Origin of the sequence: Photobacterium sp. GB-50, assembly GCF_003026755.1 — a bacterium.
In the GTDB taxonomy this organism is placed as follows: Bacteria; Pseudomonadota; Gammaproteobacteria; order Enterobacterales; family Vibrionaceae; genus Photobacterium.
This window is the reverse complement of record NZ_PYNX01000005.1, coordinates 56,428-75,926: the sequence shown is the minus strand read 5'-3', so window position 1 is coordinate 75,926 and position 19,499 is coordinate 56,428. Positions and strand designations below refer to the sequence as shown.

Here is a 19,499-nt window from a genome sequence, read left to right as displayed (position 1 = left end):
TTTGAACGTCAAGCTATGTAATATTGGCGGCTATAATAACGGTTGTTATCGTAATAAAAAAGGCGCGAGTGCGCCTAGTGATTGTAGAAGAGATTGATGCTCAAGTGGTTACTTGTCAACGAAGAAGGTCTGCTTAAAGATCAGTGTTTCTTTTTTACCGTTAGAGTAAATAGTGATCGTAAAATTAAACGTTTCATCATTAGTGTGTTTAAATTCAGCAAGGTAATAAATTGATTTACCTTCTTTTATTTCTCTAAAATTTAACTTCTTTTGCTGCCCTAATACATTACGAGCAATACCGGTTAATTGTGCTTTAACCGCTGTTTTTTCTTCTTTACTGGTATCAAGAATTGCAATATTGACCAAGGCACTGTAACGGCTACGCTGAATTTTATAGTGGCTGGCAATCTCTGGGGTTAAAAATGTTGAGGCAAAACTAGAATAATGTACTTCTAAGTCGCCAAATTTTTTGAATTGTCCGGCATGGCTAGGTAGCGTGAAAACGAGCAGTAGCAGGCTGAGTAATATTTTCATGAACGATCCTTATCTTTCAGTGAGTCACTGAAGTATTTCCTTTCTGTCGCGATGTGTTGCTTGACTTGATGATTGTAGCTAAGAGTAAGGGGATAAAAAAAGCGAATATCGGTGATTGATATTCGCTTTATTGAACCAATCAAATTACATGATGGTGGCGATCTCTGAGGGAATAACTTTCGGGGCTTCAATCCGAATTTGTTTGTGCCGACCTTGTAAGCCTTTTTCTACATGAATTAGCCCCTTAGCGACCTTAAATTGTTTTGCAAGGTACTTTACTAAATGGGCATTGGCTTTTCCGTCTACCGGTGGTGCGGTAATGGCAATTTTTACTTCGTTGCCATGCAAGCCAACGATCTGATCGCGGCTTGCTTTCGGTTGGATATAAAGTCGAATAATGAGATCGTCATCATCACGAAAGATGGTCTTTTCTGTCACAGCATGTACCACACGTTACCAACTAAAGAGCCCATCGCGTAGTTAGCAAATTGTAGTGCAATAAAGATCACTAGAACACTCAGATCTAAACCGCCCATTGCAGGAAGAACGCGGCGAACAGGTGCCATTAGTGGTTCTGTTAATTGGTGCATGACATATTCGATAGGGCTTCGACCTTGGCTAACCCAGCTTAAGATTGCACGGATCAATAGTACCCAGAACAATAAACTACCAGCTGCTTTTAATAATGCTAATAGCCCTAAGAACAGGAAGCTTGGTTCAAAGGAAAAACCACCACTGCTGATTGAAATAATGATGATAAATTTAGCGACACACAGTACATAAGCAAACAGTACCGTTGCCATATCTAGCGAACCAATTGATGGAATCACGCGGCGTAATGGCGCAACGATCGGTTGAGTCGCTTTAACAATAAATTGTGAGAAGGGATTATAAAAGTCTGCACGAGACCATTGTAACCAAACTCGTAATAATACGACCATGATGTAAAGATCAAAGCCGGTTTGAACTAGATAAACGAAAGGATTCATAGATAAACCTTAAAACAATTGTTCCATTTCTTTAGCTCGAGATACGGCTGCTTGCATCGCTTTAGCAACAATATCTGAGAATTGATGTTGATTAAATGTATTAATAGCTTCAGCTGTCGTGCCACCTTTTGAAGTGACTTGATCACGTAGTGTCGACAATGAAGTATCTGGATTCGCTTTTACTAATTCAGCGGCACCTAAAGCGGCTTGCTGAACCAGTAAGCGCGCAGTATCGGCATCAAACCCTTGGTTCATCGCTTCTTGCTGCATTGCTTCCATAAACAAAAAGAAGTAGGCGGGAGCACTGCCTGCTGCGGCAATAATACCATTGATACCTGATTCTTCTTGTACCCAACAAATTTCGCCTACGGCTTGTAATAGTTGAGTGGCAAATAATCGGTCGGTTTCTGTGAGTTGTGGGTTTGCATATAAGCCGCTCATCCCCTTACCAATTAAAGAGGGAGTATTTGGCATTACACGAACCAATTCAACTTGCTGGCCTAACATTTCACATAAGCGCTCGCAATTAATGCCAGCGGCAATAGAAATTACTAATTTTCCCGCAAAGTCAATGTCTTGCAGTGGTTTACACACTTCTTCCATAAGTTGTGGTTTAACCGCAAGAACAACAACATCAGCATCTTGAGCAGCATTTAGGTTATCGCTAGTGGTATGAATACCAAAGTCACGCGCTAAAGGTTCACGGCGAGCATCGCTAGGGGCGGTGGCCGTAATCTTTTTTGCATCGTAACCGCTAGCAACTAATCCTGCGATAATTGAGCGAGCCATATTACCTGCCCCAATAAAAGCAATTGAGCGTTGTTCCATGTAAAATCCTTATAAATAGGTACAAACTTAATGTTTTTTACCTTAATTGAGCTGTTGTTATCATGAACAGTACGAATATTAGTAATTATTCTTTGTTACCGTAATCACGAGCACCAAAAATCGCGGTGCCAATACGAACAATTGTACTACCTGCTGCAATTGCCGCTTCCATATCACCACTCATTCCCATTGATAATGTATCAACATTGGGATAAGTCAATTTCAACTGTTCTAGTGTATCAGCCAACGCTTTAAAAGTGGCAAATTGGCTGTCGTAATCTGTGGCCGGTTGTGGAATCGACATTAAACCGCGCAGTTCAATATTTGGCATTGCAGCTATTTCTGCGGCCAGTGCAGGCACTTCAGCCAAGGTTATTCCCGATTTTGTTGCCTCAGCGCTGCTATTAACTTGCAGTAAAACTTGCAGCGGTGCCATTGACGTTGGACGTTGATCGCTTAAACGTTTTGCTGTTTTTATACGATCAATAGAGTGCACCCAATCAAAATGCTCTGCGACAAGGCGAGTTTTATTAGATTGGATCGGCCCAATAAAATGCCATACAAGCAAGTTTTTCTCCGGATGGCTCGCAAAGTGATTAACCTTATCAACACCTTCCTGTACGTAGTTTTCGCCAAAGGCATACTGGCCTGCAGTAATGGCTTCTTCGATCGCTTCCACTGGCTTGGTTTTACTTACTGCCAATAGTTGCACGGAATCTGCAGCCCTGCCGCATTTTTCAGTTGCTAAGGTGATCTGGTTGATGACCTCAGCAATATTTTGTTTGATACTAGTCATAATTGATTCTTGGGGAAAATTTATGGATATCACCGAATTACTGGATTTTAGTGTAAAGCATAACGCATCGGATCTACATCTTTCTGCAGGTGTTCCACCGATAATTCGTGTTGATGGCGATGTTAGAAAGCTCAGTATGCCAGCACTTGATCACAGTGAAGTACACCGTTTAGTGTTTGACATTATGAACGATGCCCAGCGCCGTGAGTATGAAGAAAACTTAGAAGTCGATTTTTCATTTGAAATTCCCGACATCGGTCGCTTCAGGGTTAATGCTTTTCATCAGTCTCGTGGTTGTTCGGCGGTGTTTCGAACCATTCCTATTCATATTCCAACATTGGAATCGTTAAACGTTCCTGATGTTTTTTATGATATTGCCCAGCTTTCACGTGGCTTGGTATTAGTAACAGGTGCGACTGGCTCGGGTAAATCGACCACCATTGCTGCGTTAGTTGATTATATCAATACCAACTATAACCGTCATATTCTGACGATTGAAGATCCGATTGAATTTGTTCACAGCAGTAAACGTTGTTTGATCAACCAGCGAGAAGTGCACCGTGACACATTGGGCTTCCAAAACGCACTGCGTTCAGCACTGCGTGAAGATCCCGATGTGATTTTAGTGGGTGAGCTTCGTGATCAGGAAACGATCAGTTTAGCGTTAACCGCTGCTGAAACGGGGCACTTAGTTTTAGGTACCTTGCATACCAGTTCTGCGGCAAAGACGGTCGATCGTATCATTGATGTTTTCCCTGGTAGTGATAAATCCATGGTTCGTTCTATGTTATCGGAGTCGTTACGCGCAGTGATATCACAAAGCTTATTAAAGTGTGTGAGCGGTGGTCGTGTAGCCAGCCATGAAATTATGATGGCAACACCTGCGATTCGTAACTTGATCCGTGAAGATAAAGTCGCACAAATGTTTTCAATGATCCAAACCGGCTCATCGATGGGAATGCAAACCATGGAGCAAAGCGTGAAGATGCTGGTGGCAAAAGGCTTAGTTGAAGCTGAAGAAGGTCGTCGTATTGTTGATACCAGTCAGCGCGGTTTCTAATAACACCTCAGGTTTAACGAGGTAGGAAAAGAGATGAATTTAGATAGTATATTAGCGCAAATGGTTGAGCGTAAAGCGTCGGATTTATATATCACCGTCGGCTCAGCATGCTTACTGAAAGTCGATGGCAACTTACATCATCTTGGCGAATTACTTGATCGCGCAGCAGTGGATTCGTTGTTCCACGAAGCGATGGACGATGAGCAATATAAAGAATTTGTTGCGACCCGTGAGGCCAATTTTGCGATTGTCCGTAATGGTTGTCGTTTTCGATTAAGTGCATTTTGGCAACGTGAATTACCCGGTATTGTGGTCCGTCGAATCGAAACCAAGATACCGAATATTCATGAGCTTAACCTACCGCTGGATATGGAAAGATTAGCACTGGCTAAACGTGGTTTAGTACTGGTGGTTGGGGCGACAGGCTCGGGTAAGTCGACATCAATGGCGGCAATGACGGGGTTTAGAAATCAAAATCGCAGTGGCCATATTTTAACGGTTGAAGATCCGATTGAGTTTATCCATGAACATAATAAATGCATCATAACTCAGCGTGAGGTTGGGCTTGATACTGCCAGTTATGAAGTGGCATTGAAAAACTCACTGCGTCAAGCTCCAGATATGATCTTGATCGGCGAGATCCGAAGTCGTGAGACGATGGAATATGCGATGACGTTTGCCGAAACAGGGCACTTGTGTATGGCAACACTACACGCGAATAACGCCAACCAAGCACTTGAGCGTATTCTTCATCTTGTACCAAAAGAGCGACGTGAGCAGTTTTTGTTTGATTTGTCGTTAAACTTAAAATGTATTTTAGCGCAACAGTTGATCCCTGATGCCAATGGTGTTGGACGACATGGTGTTTATGAACTGCTGCTCAATACGCCACGTGTCGCTGATTTGATCCGTCGCGGTGAGTTACATGAAATTAAAGATGTGATGGCAAAATCAAATCAGGCTGGAATGGTGACGTTTGATCAATCGTTATATGCATTATTTCGAGATGGGAAAATCACCGAGCAAGATGCACTGCACCACGCTGATTCACCGAATGATCTTCGCTTAATGATTAAAGTGGGTGATCCTAATAATAAAACGTCAAACAGTACCAGTACGCTATCTGGGGTGAAATTAGATCTTCAGTAATATGCTTGTGATGATCCTAACGCATTAGGATCATCATAAACTAGTTACTTATATTTAATGCTTTATTTGAGTTTTATTTTAACCTATTGAAAATCATTTAAATTATTTTAGTGATAATTGTCGGAACAGCTTTTGAGTTCAAGAGGTACAAAAGCTGTACAAGCTGTACAAACAAGAAACAGCAAGGCCTTGAAGGAGGATCTTAGTACAGGTTTTGATCGTGTTTAGCTTTATGATGATCAATAAGAAAAAAGCTGTACAAGGTTCGACAATTGTTAGATTTTAGATAATAAAAAAGACAAGTACCTCAACAGCACTTGTCTTTTTTGTTTCAGAAACTTGTAATATTAAGCGCTGTATTGACGTTCAAACCAGCTTTCTAAAATAACGACAGCAGATTGTGAGTCGATATTACCTTTACTTAATGAGCGATAACCACCACGCTCAAACAGTTCTGCTTTTGCTTCAACAGTACTTAAACGTTCATCGTGTAGTTCAACTTGGCAACCAAAACGACCATGTAAGCGATTAGCAAATTTTTTCGCCCGTGGTGTAATGCTTTCAAGCTCTTTACCTTCAAGGTCTAAAGGTAATCCTACAACGACTAAATCAGGTAGCCATTCTTTTAAAATCTTTTCAATATCATCCCAATTGGGGATGCCATCTTTGGCTTTTAAAGCGGCAAGGGGAGTAGCGGTTCCTGTCAGCTCTTGACCAATAGCAACACCAATACTTTTGGTGCCGTAATCAAAACCTAATACACTGCGAGATTGACTCATGCGTGACCTATGTCTAAAGAAAGGTTTGCTGGTGTAAAGCCAAGTTTTTCAATTGCTTTATGCCAACGTTCGTCGATAGGAGTGGAAAAAATAATGGTGTCATCTGCTTCAATGGTGAGCCAATTGTTATCAACCAGTTCTTGCTCTAATTGCCCCGCATCCCATCCGGCATAACCTAGCGCGACCAGAAATTGGTTTGGCGCTTGCGCAGTACCCAGCTCAGATAAAATATCCAGTGAGGTGGTCACGGCTAATTCGTTATTCACAGGTAAACTTGAGCTATATTCACCTTTCGTGGTGTGAAGTACAAAACCACGATCTTCAGAAACGGGTCCACCATTAAGTACCAGTGATTCTAAGCTAATAGGATCGGCAACAGGTAGCTTTCTCTCAACTTCTATTTGCTCCAACATATCAGCAATAGAAATATCGATAGGTTGGTTAATAATGATCCCCATTGCGCCTTCATTATTATGCTCACAAAGATAAATAACACTTTGCTTAAATTGAGGATCTTGCATAGTGGGCATCGCCACTAAAAAGTGGTTGGTCAAATTCATCTACAACACCAGAGTTTGATACAAATCAGCGAGCGTTCACTCGTTACTGATAGGTAAAAAAGCAGCGACATTGCCGCTGCATTCTTAATTTGAGTATGGTTGATGATTGTCAGTAAAGCGATATTACTTCGCGTTTACTCGACGTTCGATAGCATCCATTAATTTACCTGTAATTGAGATATCAAAAGCCGCTTCAATCTCGCGGATACAGGTTGGGCTAGTCACATTAATTTCCGTTAGCTTGTCACCAATCACATCAAGTCCAACAAAAATGAGGCCTTTTTCTTTTAGAACTGGCGCAACGGTTTCTGCGATCTTACGATCAGTTTCACTGATTGGACGCGCTTCACCACGTCCGCCAGCAGCTAAGTTACCGCGAGTTTCCCCTTTAGCAGGAATACGTGCTAGGCAGTAAGGCATAGGCTCGCCATCAACCACTAAGATACGCTTATCACCATTACTAATATCAGGAACAAAGGTTTGTGCCATGCAGTAGTTTTGGCCCATATTAGTTAGCGTTTCAATGATAACCGATACGTTAGGATCGCCTTTCATTACACGGAAAATTGACGAACCACCCATACCATCAAGTGGCTTTAAGATCACATCACCGTGCTCTTGGTGGAAGGCTTTTAGTTTCTCGGCGCGACGAGTAACAATAGTGGTTGGTGTTAGCTCAGGGAACCATGCCGTAAACAGCTTTTCATTACAGTCACGTAGGCTTTGTGGCTTGTTTACAATCAGAGCGCCATTATCTTCGGCACGCTCAAGGATGTAAGTCGCGTAAATGTATTCAGTATCGAAAGGAGGATCTTTTCGCATTAGTACAGCATCAAGATCTGATAATTCAATTTCTTGCTCGCTGTGAAAATCAAACCAGTGATCAGGATCTTGTTGTACTGTGACGACACGCGTACGGGCAATCGCTTTACCTTGCTCTAAAGATAGATCATTCATTTCCATGTAATGAATTTCCCAGCCGCGACGCTGAGCTTCTAACATCATAGCAAAGCTAGAATCTTTCTTGATATTGATAGACTCGATAGGGTCCATCACGATACCCAGTTTGATCATTGTGTTCTCCTAATCTCTAATTTAGCCTAAATCACCGAAGCGTACTTGCAGTGCGGTGATGGCTGTCATTGCGGTGGTTTCGGTACGAAGTACGCGAGGCCCCAGCAAAATTTCATCAAATTTATATTGTTCTGTCATGCTGATTTCATCAGCAGATAAACCGCCTTCAGGGCCAATCAATAAACGAACATTAGTGACTGGTGTTGGAAGCGTGTTTATCGAATAATTAGCGCGAGGGTGTAAGTTGAGCTTTAGACCATCATATTCTTCAGCACACCATTGTTCCAGTTTCATCACTGGGCGAATAGTAGGGACAACATTACGACCACATTGCTCACAAGCTGCAATGGCGATTTTTTGCCATTGTTCGAGTTTTTTTTCAAAACGTTCAGCATTTAATTTAACGCCACAACGCTCTGAAATTAGTGGTGTAATGGTATTCACCCCTAACTCGACGGATTTTTGAATGGTGAATTCCATTTTATCACCACGTGAAATCACCTGACCTAAATGGATATCTAGTGGGGATTCAATACTGTGTTCAACCCGAGATTGGATCTCTACTTCAACGCTTTTTTTACTTGCGTTGGTGATCACGGCGGGAAACTCTGCATTACTGCCGTCAAACATTAATAGCTCTTGGCCTACTTGCATACGCATAACGCGACCAACATGGTTAGCAGCATCGTCACTGAGCATTACCTTGCCGTGGGAAGGTAAAGATTCTGGATGATAAATACGTGGAATTCTCATAATGCGGTCATCTATGCAATAAAAAAAGAGTAATGACGAATCTTAACATGGATGCTCTGTTCGCCAATTATTCGAGGTTAAATAAAACGCGTTATTTACACATAACGCGTTTTTGAACGCTAAAGTGCGTGTAAGTAAAAGATGCTGTTATGAACAACGTCTCGCAAGAATAGGGTTAACGTTACCTTGGATTTTTTCAATTTTAGCGGCACGCTCACATTCCCATTTAGATACAGGGTACTGTTTATCCCAACTATTCATTAATTGGCGTTGTTGACGACTCATTTTATATTTTGGGTATACGGCTTCAAAGTACATATAAGTACGAGCAATCACACCACGAGCACGCTCGGGCGGTTGAGCATCATGATCCTTTTTATCAATGATCATGTCGCAACTACCAAATGAACGATAATTCTTGCTGTTGGTTTTAGGCAGCATTACATAATTATAGTTTTGCCTTGCAGCATTAACGGCGCCAATGGCAGGGTATAAATTATAAAGGTCGGATTGCATTAAGCGGTATTCGTTATTGGCTTTTTCAGCACATTTACGGCCTTTAAAGGCTTTTCCTTTACTATCAACACAAACGGCAGCACCTTCACGCCATTCACTAAAAGCACGACCAAAGTTCTCGGCTGGAACAACATGCTCCGCTTCCCAGCGTTTAACGCGTTTTTTATACACTTCAGTAGAAAAACCGGAGGGTAATGTCACGTATTTTTTATTGTTGAAATCAGCACCACAGTAAATGGTTTTCATGTCTTGAGGAGAAATATAAATTTCCGTTTGCATGATTTTTTTTGCTTTGCTGAAAGAGGGATTAGTCGTGTTGCCAAGTTCGCTTGGCTTATAAGAGGTCGCAAATGCGGTAACAGGTAATAGTAGGGCAATAGCAAAACAGCTTGAGATACGTGTCATGAATGTAGTTCATTAATTATTTATCGTATCACTAGCTTACTGATATTTTTCTCTTTGAGAAGTGTGTCGCAATTATTTGTAACTGTGCTTTTTGATTATTTTCATACAGAATCGTACGCTACTGAGGCGAATACACCAAAACTTCACGGCATCGGCGACAATGGTAGTTGGCTTGTCCACGTAAAATACGGTTGTGCCGGCGAATAGTTAACGGATATTCGCTACAGCTACATTTATAGAGATAAGTGTCACCTGAGACTGAGCTGACATCAAAGCGATGTGTTGTTCTTGGTGCTACTTGAAACACTTCTCGCATGATCAATTGCCACTCTCTACCATGCGGTTTTACCCGGCCAAACAGTTTAAACACAATTAAATGTGCCACTTCGTGTGGAACAACTTCGTTTAGAAAAGCGTCTGCGTTTTCATTGAGTAAAACTGGGTTAAAACGGACTTCCCAGCTTTGTAAGCGTGCACTTCCCGCAATTTTCCCTCGTTGGGTAAAAGTCACCGTCGGCATTTTTAAACGTTTATTAAGGCGTTGATTGGCGGTTTTGATGGCGTGTTCGACACGTTTGATAACTTGTTGTTGCAGTGAATTCATTGTTACTCGTTCTTGGTTATTGAGATCGGCACTATACACCGAAGATAACGCGCTGGCGAGAGTAGGGAAGCAAGGTGTTTTTATTGCACATAGATAAACGGCAAGTAATAAAAAAGGACGCCTAAGCGTCCTTTTTTTTTGTGCACGATTAAGTGTATTACTTAATGTTTGCGAAATCGCGAAGTGCAGCTACTTTGTCTGTTTTTTCCCAAGGGAACTCTTCACGACCAAAGTGACCGTAAGCTGCAGTCTTCTTATAGATTGGTTGTAGAAGATCTAGCATTTCTTGTAGGCCATATGGGCGTAGGTCGAAGTGTTGGCGTACAGCTTCAATGATGATCTCATGTGCTACTTTTTCAGTACCAAATGTTTCCACCATGATAGATGTAGGATCGGCTATACCAATAGCGTAAGAAAGTTGGATTTCACAACGATCTGCCATGCCAGCTGCGACGATATTTTTTGCTACATAACGTGCTGCATATGCTGCAGAGCGGTCAACTTTTGATGGATCTTTACCAGAGAAAGCACCACCACCGTGACGTGCAGCACCGCCGTAGGTATCGACGATGATCTTACGACCAGTCAAACCACAGTCACCCATTGGGCCACCGATAACGAAACGACCGGTTGGGTTGATAAAGAATTTTGTCTCTTTATTTAACCATTCCGCAGGCAGTACTGGTTTGATGATTTCTTCCATTACTGCTTCACGTAGATCAGACGTTGAAATTGAATCACTGTGCTGAGTTGATAGAACAACCGCATCAATACCAACAATTTTACCTTGATCGTAAGCGAACGTTACCTGAGATTTTGCATCAGGACGTAACCAAGGAAGCGTGCCGTTCTTACGTACTTCAGCTTGACGCTGAACTAAGCGGTGAGAGTAAGTGATTGGCGCAGGCATGAAGACTTCAGTTTCATTGGTTGCGTAACCAAACATGATACCTTGGTCACCAGCACCTTGTTCTTTTGGATCGGTTTTATCAACACCTTGGTTGATATCAGGAGACTGTTTACCGATGGTGTTCATTACTGCACAAGAGTTTGCATCAAAGCCCATATCTGAATGGACATAACCGATTTCACGTACGGTTTCACGTGTTAGCTCTTCAATATCAACCCAAGCAGATGTGGTGATCTCACCACCAACCATTACCATGCCGGTTTTTACGTAAGTTTCACAAGCTACACGCGCTTTAGGATCTTGTTCAATAATTGCATCCAATACAGCATCTGAAATTTGATCTGCAATTTTATCTGGATGACCTTCTGATACCGACTCAGAAGTGAATAAATGTTTTGCCATCGGTAGTCTCACTTTCTTTTGAATTTAGTCGCACGGTAGCGTTTATAACGCTGTTATATAGCTATATGTACGTTTGTATGTATAGAGCTACTTCCGTCTAGACGTCTATAATACATCGAGAACAGATAAAATCAACAATATGAAAACTAGGGTTTCTTATTGTATAAAAAAATTGAATAGCTCTATTGTGGTGGTTGATAGACATAGTTTTCATCTAACGTACTGATAAATAATTATATTTATCTTAAATGTTTACACTGTGGCCTTTTTTAACTCAAAAATGTAATCACAAATTGACTATATAAAGTTTCTTTTATTAAAAATAACGATAAACAGACTTTATATACCTGAGTACAAGCAATATTTAATCGGCTATAAAGTCCGCTTCGTATGCTGGTGGATTTAGTTATAGATTGCGGTATCTATAATATGACAAGAATTTATTATCTTTTAGTACCAGTGCCATATCTCGTACTTGCGTTAATACCCCCGTTTCCCATGCTGGCATGTTATCCATTAATAAGCTGGGTGGTAATTTATCGTTAGTAAGGAACCCACCTTGCTTATTAATCAGTAATTCTGAAATATGAATCAGCGTTGTGGTGGTCTCATACCCAGTCGTTAAAGTTTGTTGATTGAGCTTGGCTTGCTCTGCCGCATAACTGTCTGGATTAAATGTATCTGGTTCAAATGACCAATAAACAGACAAAAAGTAAAGTACGACGGTGAAAAATACTGCGCCAATAATGACTTTTACTTTCGACATAACCACCTCTTTGGAATTGCTTAATATGAACTTTTTTTCATTTATCTATTAGCTATATGTAAAAAAGTGAAGGTTTGTTAATGCCAATCCTAATCTTAAACGCCGTTTATTAATGCGTAGAAAAAGACGCTGAATGAACAAATAGTGACTTTTTAATACGTGATTTTTCGCTGTTTTAAGCCTATAAATCAGTGATATTTTAAGGTTAAAGTAGAGGATATACGCGAAAATATTGATGAGTGGAGAGACTATCTATTTGGTTCTATTAGAGATTAAGTCTGCTTGGTGAGAGATGTCACAATTATGGTGATTCTGTATCTAGCTTGGTATACACTAACGCAGCTTAGTATTTTTGTAGCACGGATATGACACTAAAAGTCGCAATAAATGGATTCGGTCGCATTGGTCGCAGTGTGCTTCGCGCATTGTATGAAAGCGACAAACATCATCAGATTAACGTCGTGGCTGTTAACGAATTAGCAGAGCTGGAAGCAATGGCTCATCTACTTCAATACGATTCTAGCCATGGGCGTTTCAAAAATCCTGTCAGTCATGATCAGGAGCATCTTCTTATTGCCCATGAAAATGGTCGCCAAGATCAAATTCGTATCCTCCACCAACCTGATCTAAAACTATTGCCTTGGCATGATCTTGATGTCGATATTGTTTTAGATTGTACTGGTAAGTTTGGTTCTCGTGATGACGGTTTAGCGCATATCGCATCAGGCGCTAAAAAAGTATTATTTTCCCATCCTGCTAGCAAAGATATTGATTGCACCGTTATCTATGGTGTTAATCATCAACAATTAACATCTCAGCACCGCATTGTTTCCAATGGTTCATGTACGACCAACTGTATTGTCCCCATTATTAAAATCTTAGATGATCAGTTTGGTATTGAATCAGGCACTATTACGACCATTCATTCCGCTATGAATGATCAACAAGTCATTGATGCTTATCATCCTGATTTACGCCGAACGCGCGCAGCAAGTCAGTCAATTATTCCTGTTGATACTAAGCTACACCTTGGAATTGGTCGTATATTTCCGAAGTTTTCCGACAAATTTGAAGCGATTTCTGTGAGAGTGCCCACAATAAATGTCACTGCTATGGATTTGAGTGTCACAGTTAAAACAAATGTGAAAGTTAATGACGTAAATCAATCATTAAAAAATACGTCTCGTTGTACATTAAGTGGTATTGTGGATTACACAGAAGCGCCTTTAGTGTCGATTGACTTTAATCACGATCCCCATAGTGCAATCGTTGATGGCAGCCAAACTAGGGTAAGCAACCAGCATTTAATTAAATTGTTGGTGTGGTGTGACAATGAATGGGGCTTTGCTAATCGTATGTTGGATACAGCGTTAGCAATGCATGCAACCGAAAATACGGATGCTGAAAAGTAAAATAGTAAGAATTACTGGGCTTGGCGTTGGAACATTAATGACGACAGGCTGTCAATTTTATGAACTTTTATTTTTAATAATGTTTGAGAGGACAAAACATGTCTGTAATCAAGATGACTGATCTGGATCTAGCTGGTAAGCGTGTATTTATTCGTGCTGACCTAAATGTGCCAGTAAAAGACGGTAAAGTAACTTCAGATGCACGTATCATTGCATCTCTACCTACAATTAAGCGTTGCCTAGAAGCAGGCGCTAAAGTAATGGTTACTTCTCACCTAGGTCGTCCAACGGAAGGCGAATACGCAGAAGAATTCTCTCTACAGCCTGTAGTTAACTACTTAAACGACGCACTAGATTGTGACGTTAAATTAGCAAAAGATTACCTAAATGGTCTTGAGCTAAATGCAGGCGAGCTTGTTGTTCTTGAGAACGTACGTTTCAACAAGGGCGAGAAGAAAAACGAAGACGAACTATCTAAGCAATACGCTGCACTTTGTGACGTATTCGTGATGGATGCATTTGGTACCGCTCACCGTGCACAAGCATCAACTTACGGTGTGGGTATGTTTGCACCAGTTGCATGTGCTGGCCCTTTACTAGCAGGCGAGCTAGAAGCATTAGGCAAAGCAATGGACAACCCAGCGCGTCCAATGGTTGCTATTGTTGGTGGTTCAAAAGTATCAACTAAGCTAACTGTACTTGAGTCACTATCTAAAATTGCTGACCAAATTGTTGTTGGTGGTGGTATTGCTAACACATTCATCGCGGCTGAAGGCAACGATGTAGGTAAGTCTCTATACGAAGCAGACCTAATCCCAACGGCTAAAGCGCTAATGGCAAGCACTGACATCCCAGTAGCAACGGATGTTGTATGTGCTAAAGAGTTCTCTGACACCGCTGAAGCAACAGTTAAATCAGCATCAGACATCGCAGCTGACGACATGGTTCTTGACCTAGGTCCTGATTCAGCACAAGCGCTTGCTGACATCATCATGAATGCGAAAACGATTCTTTGGAACGGCCCTGTAGGCGTATTCGAAATCGAGCAATTTGGTAAAGGTACCGAAGTTGTTGCGAATGCAATCGCAGAATCTGCAGGTTTCTCTGTAGCGGGTGGTGGTGACACACTAGCGGCTATCGATAAGTACGGCATCAAAGATAAAGTATCTTACATCTCAACAGGTGGCGGTGCGTTCCTTGAGTTCGTTGAAGGTAAGAAATTACCAGCAGTTGAAATGCTAGAGTCTCGCGCTAAAGCATAATTATTTTGGGCGTGGGAGCCGAATTTACGCTAAATATGAGTGTTGCTTCCACGTTTAAATGTTTGTGATAGCTATCAACTTTCAGTAGAATAGCAAGCAATCGCAAACGTTTGCACAAGAATTTTTCCACAGACAACAAAGTAAATAATAGGACTATTGTTATGTCTAAGATCTTTGATTTTGTAAAACCTGGTGTTATTTCTGGCGACGACGTTCAGAAAGTATTCGCAGTAGCTAAAGAAAACAACTTCGCACTTCCAGCTGTTAACTGTATCGGTACAGATTCTGTTAACGCTGTACTAGAAGCGGCAGCTAAAGTTAAGTCTCCAGTTATCGTTCAGTTCTCTAACGGCGGTGCTGCATTCTTTGGCGGTAAAGGTCTTAAACTAGAAGGTCAAGGTCCACAAATCCTTGGCGCTATCGCTGGTGCTAAATATGTTCACGCTGTTGCTGAGTCTTACGGTGTTCCTGTAATTCTTCACACTGACCACGCTGCTAAGAAACTGCTTCCTTGGATCGACGGTCTACTAGACGCGGGTGAAGAGTTCTTCGCTCAAACTGGTAAGCCTCTATTCTCTTCTCACATGATCGACCTTTCTGAAGAGTCGCTAGAAGAGAACATCGAAATCTCAGCTAAGTACCTTGCGCGTATGGCTAAGATGGACATGACACTAGAAATCGAACTAGGTTGTACTGGTGGTGAAGAAGACGGCGTTGATAACTCTCACATGGACGCATCTGAGCTTTACACTTCTCCAGAAGACGTTGCATATGCATACGAGAAACTAAGCGCTGTTAGCCCACGTTTCACTATCGCTGCTTCTTTCGGTAACGTACACGGTGTTTACCAAGCAGGTAACGTTGTATTAACTCCAACTATCCTACGTGATTCTCAAGCATACGTTTCAGAGAAGTTTGGTCTTCCAACTAACTCTCTAGATTTCGTATTCCACGGTGGTTCAGGTTCTTCTGAAGCTGAAATCCAAGAGTCTATCGGTTACGGTGTTATCAAAATGAACATCGATACAGATACACAGTGGGCTTGTTGGGATGGTATTCGTCGCTACGAAGCTGAAAACCACGATTACCTACAAGGTCAAATCGGTAACCCAACTGGTGAATCAGCGCCTAACAAGAAATACTACGATCCACGCGTATGGCTACGTGCAGGTCAAGTATCAATGGTTGAGCGTCTAGAAAAAGCTTTCGCTGATCTAAACGCAGTTGATGTTCTTTAATCGAACTTCAGCCATATAAAAAGTGAAAAGCCCGCTTTTGGCGGGCTTTTTTTTTGTATTTCATAATGGATTGTACTTAAATTGTTGTTTAGTGATATTTAAGTTAATTTATGTAAACATCATTTTTTTTAGTAGCTATTTACTAATAAAAACAGGAATAATTGGTATCAATATTCCGTAGTGTGTTTTTTCGCGATGAGATAGACAAACGGAAAGACAGTTCTAATGGCGTAACTCCTAGAATAATCACGCTATCTACGACTTACGCTATAGATTTATTTTAAGTAAACATAAGAGAGAGCACTTCAAATGACTGAGAGCGTTACAGACAAGGTTGTCGAAAAAATTTCTGATAACACATTAACTAATGGTGTGTTACACGCTGGAAACTGGCTGAGTAATAACCAGGATCTTTTGATCCAATACGCAGTAAATCTTGTATCAGCACTGCTAATCCTGTTTGTCGGTAATATGATCGTAAAAGCCGTTGCTGGCGCAGTTGCTAAAGTATTACGTAAAAAAGATATGGATAACGCGGTTGTTGAATTTATTCACGGCTTAGTTCGTTACCTACTATTTGTTATCGTATTAATTGCTGCACTAAGCCGTATTGGCGTTCAAACTGCTTCAGTGGTAGCAGTGATCGGTGCCGCGGGTCTTGCGGTTGGTCTTGCCCTTCAAGGCTCTCTATCGAACTTTGCTGCAGGTGTTCTGATTGTTGCTTTCCGTCCATTCAAATCTGGCGACTTCGTAGAAGTAGCCGGTGTGTCTGGTGCTGTAGAATCTATCCAGATTTTCTCTACTGAGCTACGTACGCCTGACAACAAAACAGTAGTCGTACCAAACTCATCTATCATTGGTAACCCAATTACAAACTATTCTCGTAATGCGACACGTCGTATTGATCTTGTCATTGGTGTTTCTTACAGCGCTGATCTTCAAAAAACCAAAGAAGTACTTAAGCGTGTTGTAACTGCTGATGAGCGTGTTCTTAAAGATCCAGAGCCAACAATTGGTGTTGTTGCACTTGCTGACTCTTCAGTGAACTTTGTGGTACGTCCATGGGTTAATACGCCTGATTACTGGGCGGTATACTTCGATCTTAACCAAGCAATTAAAGAAGAGCTTGATAAAGAAGGTATCGAAATCCCATTCCCACAAATGGATGTTCACCTAAATAAAGTTGATGCTTAATTTATTTAAAGCATAACGAATAGAAATGGAGCCTAATTGGCTCCATTTTTTTATCTACAGAAAATAGAAATAGTCATTAATTAATCATAAAGGAACGATGTTCAAAATAAATAATCTAATAAGGGATAGATTTCATTTTTTTGGGGTCAAAGTTGATAGATTATTTATCTTATGACTACGATAAATAAAAATAACTCTTTGTTAGCGAGGATTGATAATGAAAAAACACCTATTAGCTATATTATTAAGTACCAGTGCACTTATCTCTACAGGCGCTGTTGCCGCTGATCTATCATTTCCTCATTTAGAAACAACAGGGCGCGGTGAAGTCGTGGTGAAGCCTGATATGGCAGTATTCTCTGTGGATGTGGTTGCGACACAACCAACAGCTTCAGGTGCAAAGCAAGCTGCAGATCAGGCTGTGACTAAGTTTATTGAGCGTTTAACCAAAGCGGGTGTTGAACGTAAAAATATTAATAGTGCCAATATTTCTCTTTCTGCACAGTACCGTTATCCGAAAGATCAAGCACCAGAGTTCACAGGCTTTAAAGCAACCCGTAATGTGGTTGTAACGGTATACAAATTAGAGAATCTTAATACTTACCTTGATGGTGCATTAGGTGATGGTATTAATCAGATCAACAACATTACGTTGAAAGTAAAAGATCAGAAGAAATACCAAGAAGAAGCACGCCAAGCTGCGATTACCAATGCCAAAGAAGTGGCTGCATCTTTAGCGAAAGGCTTTGGTGATAAAGTTGAAGGTGTATGGCAGATTGATTACAACACGGCTTCTCGTCCAATGCCGTATCGAATGGCTAATTATGTCGGTAGTGCGATGCAAGACTCCGCAGCGGTTAACCAAAGCTACAGTGAGAATAACATTGTTATCTCTGATAGTGTGAACGTGATTTTCAAGTTAGCCAAATAATCGTAATTGCTGTTAGTTGATGGAATAAAAAAGGAGAGCTGATGCTCTCCTTTTTACTATTTATTCACGCTGTAATTAGTGAAGAATACGCGCACGAATAGTACCTTCGATTGTTTTCAGTTTTGCTAGTGCTTCTTTTGAACGTTCAGTTTCAACATCAATGACGACATAACCAATTTCAGCGCCTGTTTGTAAGAACTGAGCAGCGATATTGATACCTTCTGAAGCAAAAATTGTTGTGATTTGGTTTAAAATACCTGGGCGGTTTTCGTGAATATGGAGTAGACGAGAACAACCACGGTGCTCAGGGAGTGATACCTCAGGGAAGCCAACAGCAGATAACGTTGAACCATTATCTGAGTATTTCACTAGTTTACCTGCCACTTCAATACCAATGTTTTCTTGTGCTTCTTGGGTTGAGCCTCCGATGTGAGGCGTCAAAATAACGTTATCAAATTGCAGTAGAGGGGATTCAAATGGGTCGTTATTGGTTTTCGGTTCAACAGGGAATACATCGATAGCTGCGCCTGCAATATGTTTGCTTTCTAACGCACTACAAAGCGCATCAATATCCACGACGGTACCACGAGCTGCGTTAATAAAGATAGAACCTGGCTTCATGCGTGCAAATTCTTCAGCACCCATAATGTTTTGTGTCTCTGGTGTTTCTGGTACGTGCAGTGAAATCACATCGGATTTATTTAAAAGCTCACTTAACGATGCGACTTGTGTTGCATTACCTAAGGTTAATTTACTTTCAATATCGTAAAAACAAACGCGCATTCCGAGGTTTTCAGCCAAGATACCAAGTTGAGTACCAATATGACCGTAGCCGATAATACCTAGGGTTTTACCACGCGCTTCAAATGAGTTGTCTGCAGATTTTATCCATTCGCCACGATGCGCTTTAGCGTTCTTTTCTGGAATGCCACGTAAAAGAAGAAGCAGTTCACCTAAAACAAGCTCAGCAACACTACGGGTATTTGAAAATGGTGCGTTGAAAACGGGGATACCGCGACGCATAGCTTCATCTAAATCAACTTGGTTAGTACCAATACAGAAACAACCAACAGCGGTAAGTTTTTTCGCTGCAGCAAAAACTTCAGGTGTTAATTGTGTACGAGAGCGAATACCAATGAAGTGGGCATCTTTTACCGCTTCTAGTAGCTCTTCACCAGCAAGTGATCCTTTGTGGTACTCAATGTTGGTGTAACCTGCTTGTTTTAGCACTTCTAGAGATGAAGGGTGTAGTCCTTCTAATAATAGAATTTTAATTTTATCTTTATTGAGTGAAACTTTGGCCATGGTTCTCATCCTTAAAAACGCAGCTAACTGAA

General features: G+C 41.1%; 21 protein-coding genes. 7 read left to right on the top strand and 14 right to left on the bottom strand.

Annotation, left to right across the window (positions count from 1 at the left end; all coding sequences use genetic code 11):
* Positions 1 to 108: 108 nt before the first annotated feature.
* The 5 genes from C9J41_RS09115 to C9J41_RS09095 all read right to left on the bottom strand — a co-directional run bounded on the left by C9J41_RS09115 (position 109) and on the right by C9J41_RS09095 (position 3,147).
* On the bottom strand, positions 109 to 534 hold the full coding sequence (locus tag C9J41_RS09115) for a DUF4426 domain-containing protein (protein WP_107260181.1): 426 nt from the start codon (positions 532 to 534) through the stop codon (positions 109 to 111).
* A gap of 144 nt (positions 535 to 678) precedes the next feature.
* Positions 679 to 972 (bottom strand): DUF167 family protein YggU, encoded by a 294-nt coding sequence (gene yggU, locus C9J41_RS09110; protein ID WP_005371336.1) that lies wholly within the window; start codon positions 970 to 972, stop codon positions 679 to 681.
* A complete protein-coding gene (locus C9J41_RS09105) occupies positions 969 to 1,523 on the bottom strand; it encodes a YggT family protein (RefSeq protein ID WP_005371338.1) in 555 nt (184 codons plus the stop codon). Before C9J41_RS09105 ends, yggU begins: the two co-directional genes overlap by 4 nt.
* Before the next feature lie 9 nt (positions 1,524 to 1,532).
* Complete coding sequence (proC, locus tag C9J41_RS09100) at positions 1,533 to 2,351, bottom strand: pyrroline-5-carboxylate reductase (RefSeq protein WP_107294480.1); 819 nt, start codon at positions 2,349 to 2,351, stop codon at positions 1,533 to 1,535.
* An 85-nt stretch (positions 2,352 to 2,436) separates the two neighbouring features.
* Positions 2,437 to 3,147: a YggS family pyridoxal phosphate-dependent enzyme gene (locus C9J41_RS09095; protein WP_107206594.1), complete on the bottom strand. Its 711-nt coding sequence runs from the start codon at positions 3,145 to 3,147 to the stop codon at positions 2,437 to 2,439.
* Between the two features lie 22 nt (positions 3,148 to 3,169).
* Here C9J41_RS09095 and C9J41_RS09090 point away from each other — a divergent pair, with 22 nt between their 5' ends.
* The gene (locus C9J41_RS09090; protein ID WP_005371345.1) at positions 3,170 to 4,207 is read left to right on the top strand and encodes a type IV pilus twitching motility protein PilT; all 1,038 of its coding nucleotides are present in this window, start codon (positions 3,170 to 3,172) and stop codon (positions 4,205 to 4,207) included.
* Positions 4,208 to 4,240: 33 nt separating this feature from the next.
* Positions 4,241 to 5,356, top strand: a complete 1,116-nt coding sequence (locus C9J41_RS09085) for a PilT/PilU family type 4a pilus ATPase (protein ID WP_107260179.1) — start codon at positions 4,241 to 4,243, stop codon at positions 5,354 to 5,356.
* A 347-nt stretch (positions 5,357 to 5,703) separates the two neighbouring features.
* Here C9J41_RS09085 and ruvX read toward each other — a convergent pair whose 3' ends face one another.
* From ruvX to C9J41_RS09045, 8 genes are all read right to left on the bottom strand, one after another.
* On the bottom strand, positions 5,704 to 6,135 hold the full coding sequence (ruvX, locus tag C9J41_RS09080; RefSeq protein WP_107206596.1) for a Holliday junction resolvase RuvX: 432 nt from the start codon (positions 6,133 to 6,135) through the stop codon (positions 5,704 to 5,706).
* On the bottom strand, positions 6,132 to 6,695 hold the full coding sequence (locus C9J41_RS09075; protein ID WP_107206597.1) for a YqgE/AlgH family protein: 564 nt from the start codon (positions 6,693 to 6,695) through the stop codon (positions 6,132 to 6,134). Before C9J41_RS09075 ends, ruvX begins: the two co-directional genes overlap by 4 nt.
* A gap of 123 nt (positions 6,696 to 6,818) precedes the next feature.
* Positions 6,819 to 7,769: a glutathione synthase gene (gene gshB, locus C9J41_RS09070; RefSeq protein ID WP_045084456.1), complete on the bottom strand. Its 951-nt coding sequence runs from the start codon at positions 7,767 to 7,769 to the stop codon at positions 6,819 to 6,821.
* Positions 7,770 to 7,790: 21 nt separating this feature from the next.
* A complete protein-coding gene (gene rsmE, locus C9J41_RS09065) occupies positions 7,791 to 8,522 on the bottom strand; it encodes a 16S rRNA (uracil(1498)-N(3))-methyltransferase (protein ID WP_045084455.1) in 732 nt (243 codons plus the stop codon).
* A gap of 147 nt (positions 8,523 to 8,669) precedes the next feature.
* The gene (locus tag C9J41_RS09060) at positions 8,670 to 9,443 is read right to left on the bottom strand and encodes an endonuclease (RefSeq protein WP_107294479.1); all 774 of its coding nucleotides are present in this window, start codon (positions 9,441 to 9,443) and stop codon (positions 8,670 to 8,672) included.
* A 118-nt stretch (positions 9,444 to 9,561) separates the two neighbouring features.
* Complete coding sequence (locus C9J41_RS09055; RefSeq protein ID WP_107206600.1) at positions 9,562 to 10,047, bottom strand: SprT family zinc-dependent metalloprotease; 486 nt, start codon at positions 10,045 to 10,047, stop codon at positions 9,562 to 9,564.
* A 157-nt stretch (positions 10,048 to 10,204) separates the two neighbouring features.
* On the bottom strand, positions 10,205 to 11,359 hold the full coding sequence (gene metK, locus C9J41_RS09050) for a methionine adenosyltransferase (protein WP_107206601.1): 1,155 nt from the start codon (positions 11,357 to 11,359) through the stop codon (positions 10,205 to 10,207).
* 406 nt (positions 11,360 to 11,765) lie between these two features.
* Positions 11,766 to 12,125, bottom strand: a complete 360-nt coding sequence (locus tag C9J41_RS09045) for a DUF2333 family protein (protein WP_233220404.1) — start codon at positions 12,123 to 12,125, stop codon at positions 11,766 to 11,768.
* A gap of 365 nt (positions 12,126 to 12,490) precedes the next feature.
* Here C9J41_RS09045 and epd point away from each other — a divergent pair, with 365 nt between their 5' ends.
* From epd to C9J41_RS09020, 5 genes are all read left to right on the top strand, one after another.
* Positions 12,491 to 13,537 (top strand): erythrose-4-phosphate dehydrogenase, encoded by a 1,047-nt coding sequence (gene epd / locus C9J41_RS09040; protein WP_107206603.1) that lies wholly within the window; start codon positions 12,491 to 12,493, stop codon positions 13,535 to 13,537.
* Positions 13,538 to 13,635: 98 nt separating this feature from the next.
* Positions 13,636 to 14,799, top strand: coding sequence for a phosphoglycerate kinase (locus C9J41_RS09035; protein WP_107206604.1), 1,164 nt, complete (start codon positions 13,636 to 13,638; stop codon positions 14,797 to 14,799).
* Positions 14,800 to 14,960: 161 nt separating this feature from the next.
* Complete coding sequence (gene fbaA, locus C9J41_RS09030; RefSeq protein ID WP_105060950.1) at positions 14,961 to 16,037, top strand: class II fructose-bisphosphate aldolase; 1,077 nt, start codon at positions 14,961 to 14,963, stop codon at positions 16,035 to 16,037.
* 309 nt (positions 16,038 to 16,346) lie between these two features.
* Entirely contained in the window at positions 16,347 to 17,231 is an 885-nt protein-coding gene (gene mscS / locus C9J41_RS09025) for a small-conductance mechanosensitive channel MscS (RefSeq protein ID WP_107206605.1), read from the top strand.
* A 217-nt stretch (positions 17,232 to 17,448) separates the two neighbouring features.
* Entirely contained in the window at positions 17,449 to 18,162 is a 714-nt protein-coding gene (locus C9J41_RS09020) for an oxidative stress defense protein (RefSeq protein WP_107206606.1), read from the top strand.
* A 75-nt stretch (positions 18,163 to 18,237) separates the two neighbouring features.
* Here C9J41_RS09020 and serA read toward each other — a convergent pair whose 3' ends face one another.
* On the bottom strand, positions 18,238 to 19,467 hold the full coding sequence (gene serA / locus C9J41_RS09015) for a phosphoglycerate dehydrogenase (RefSeq protein WP_107206607.1): 1,230 nt from the start codon (positions 19,465 to 19,467) through the stop codon (positions 18,238 to 18,240).
* Positions 19,468 to 19,499 lie beyond the last annotated feature (32 nt).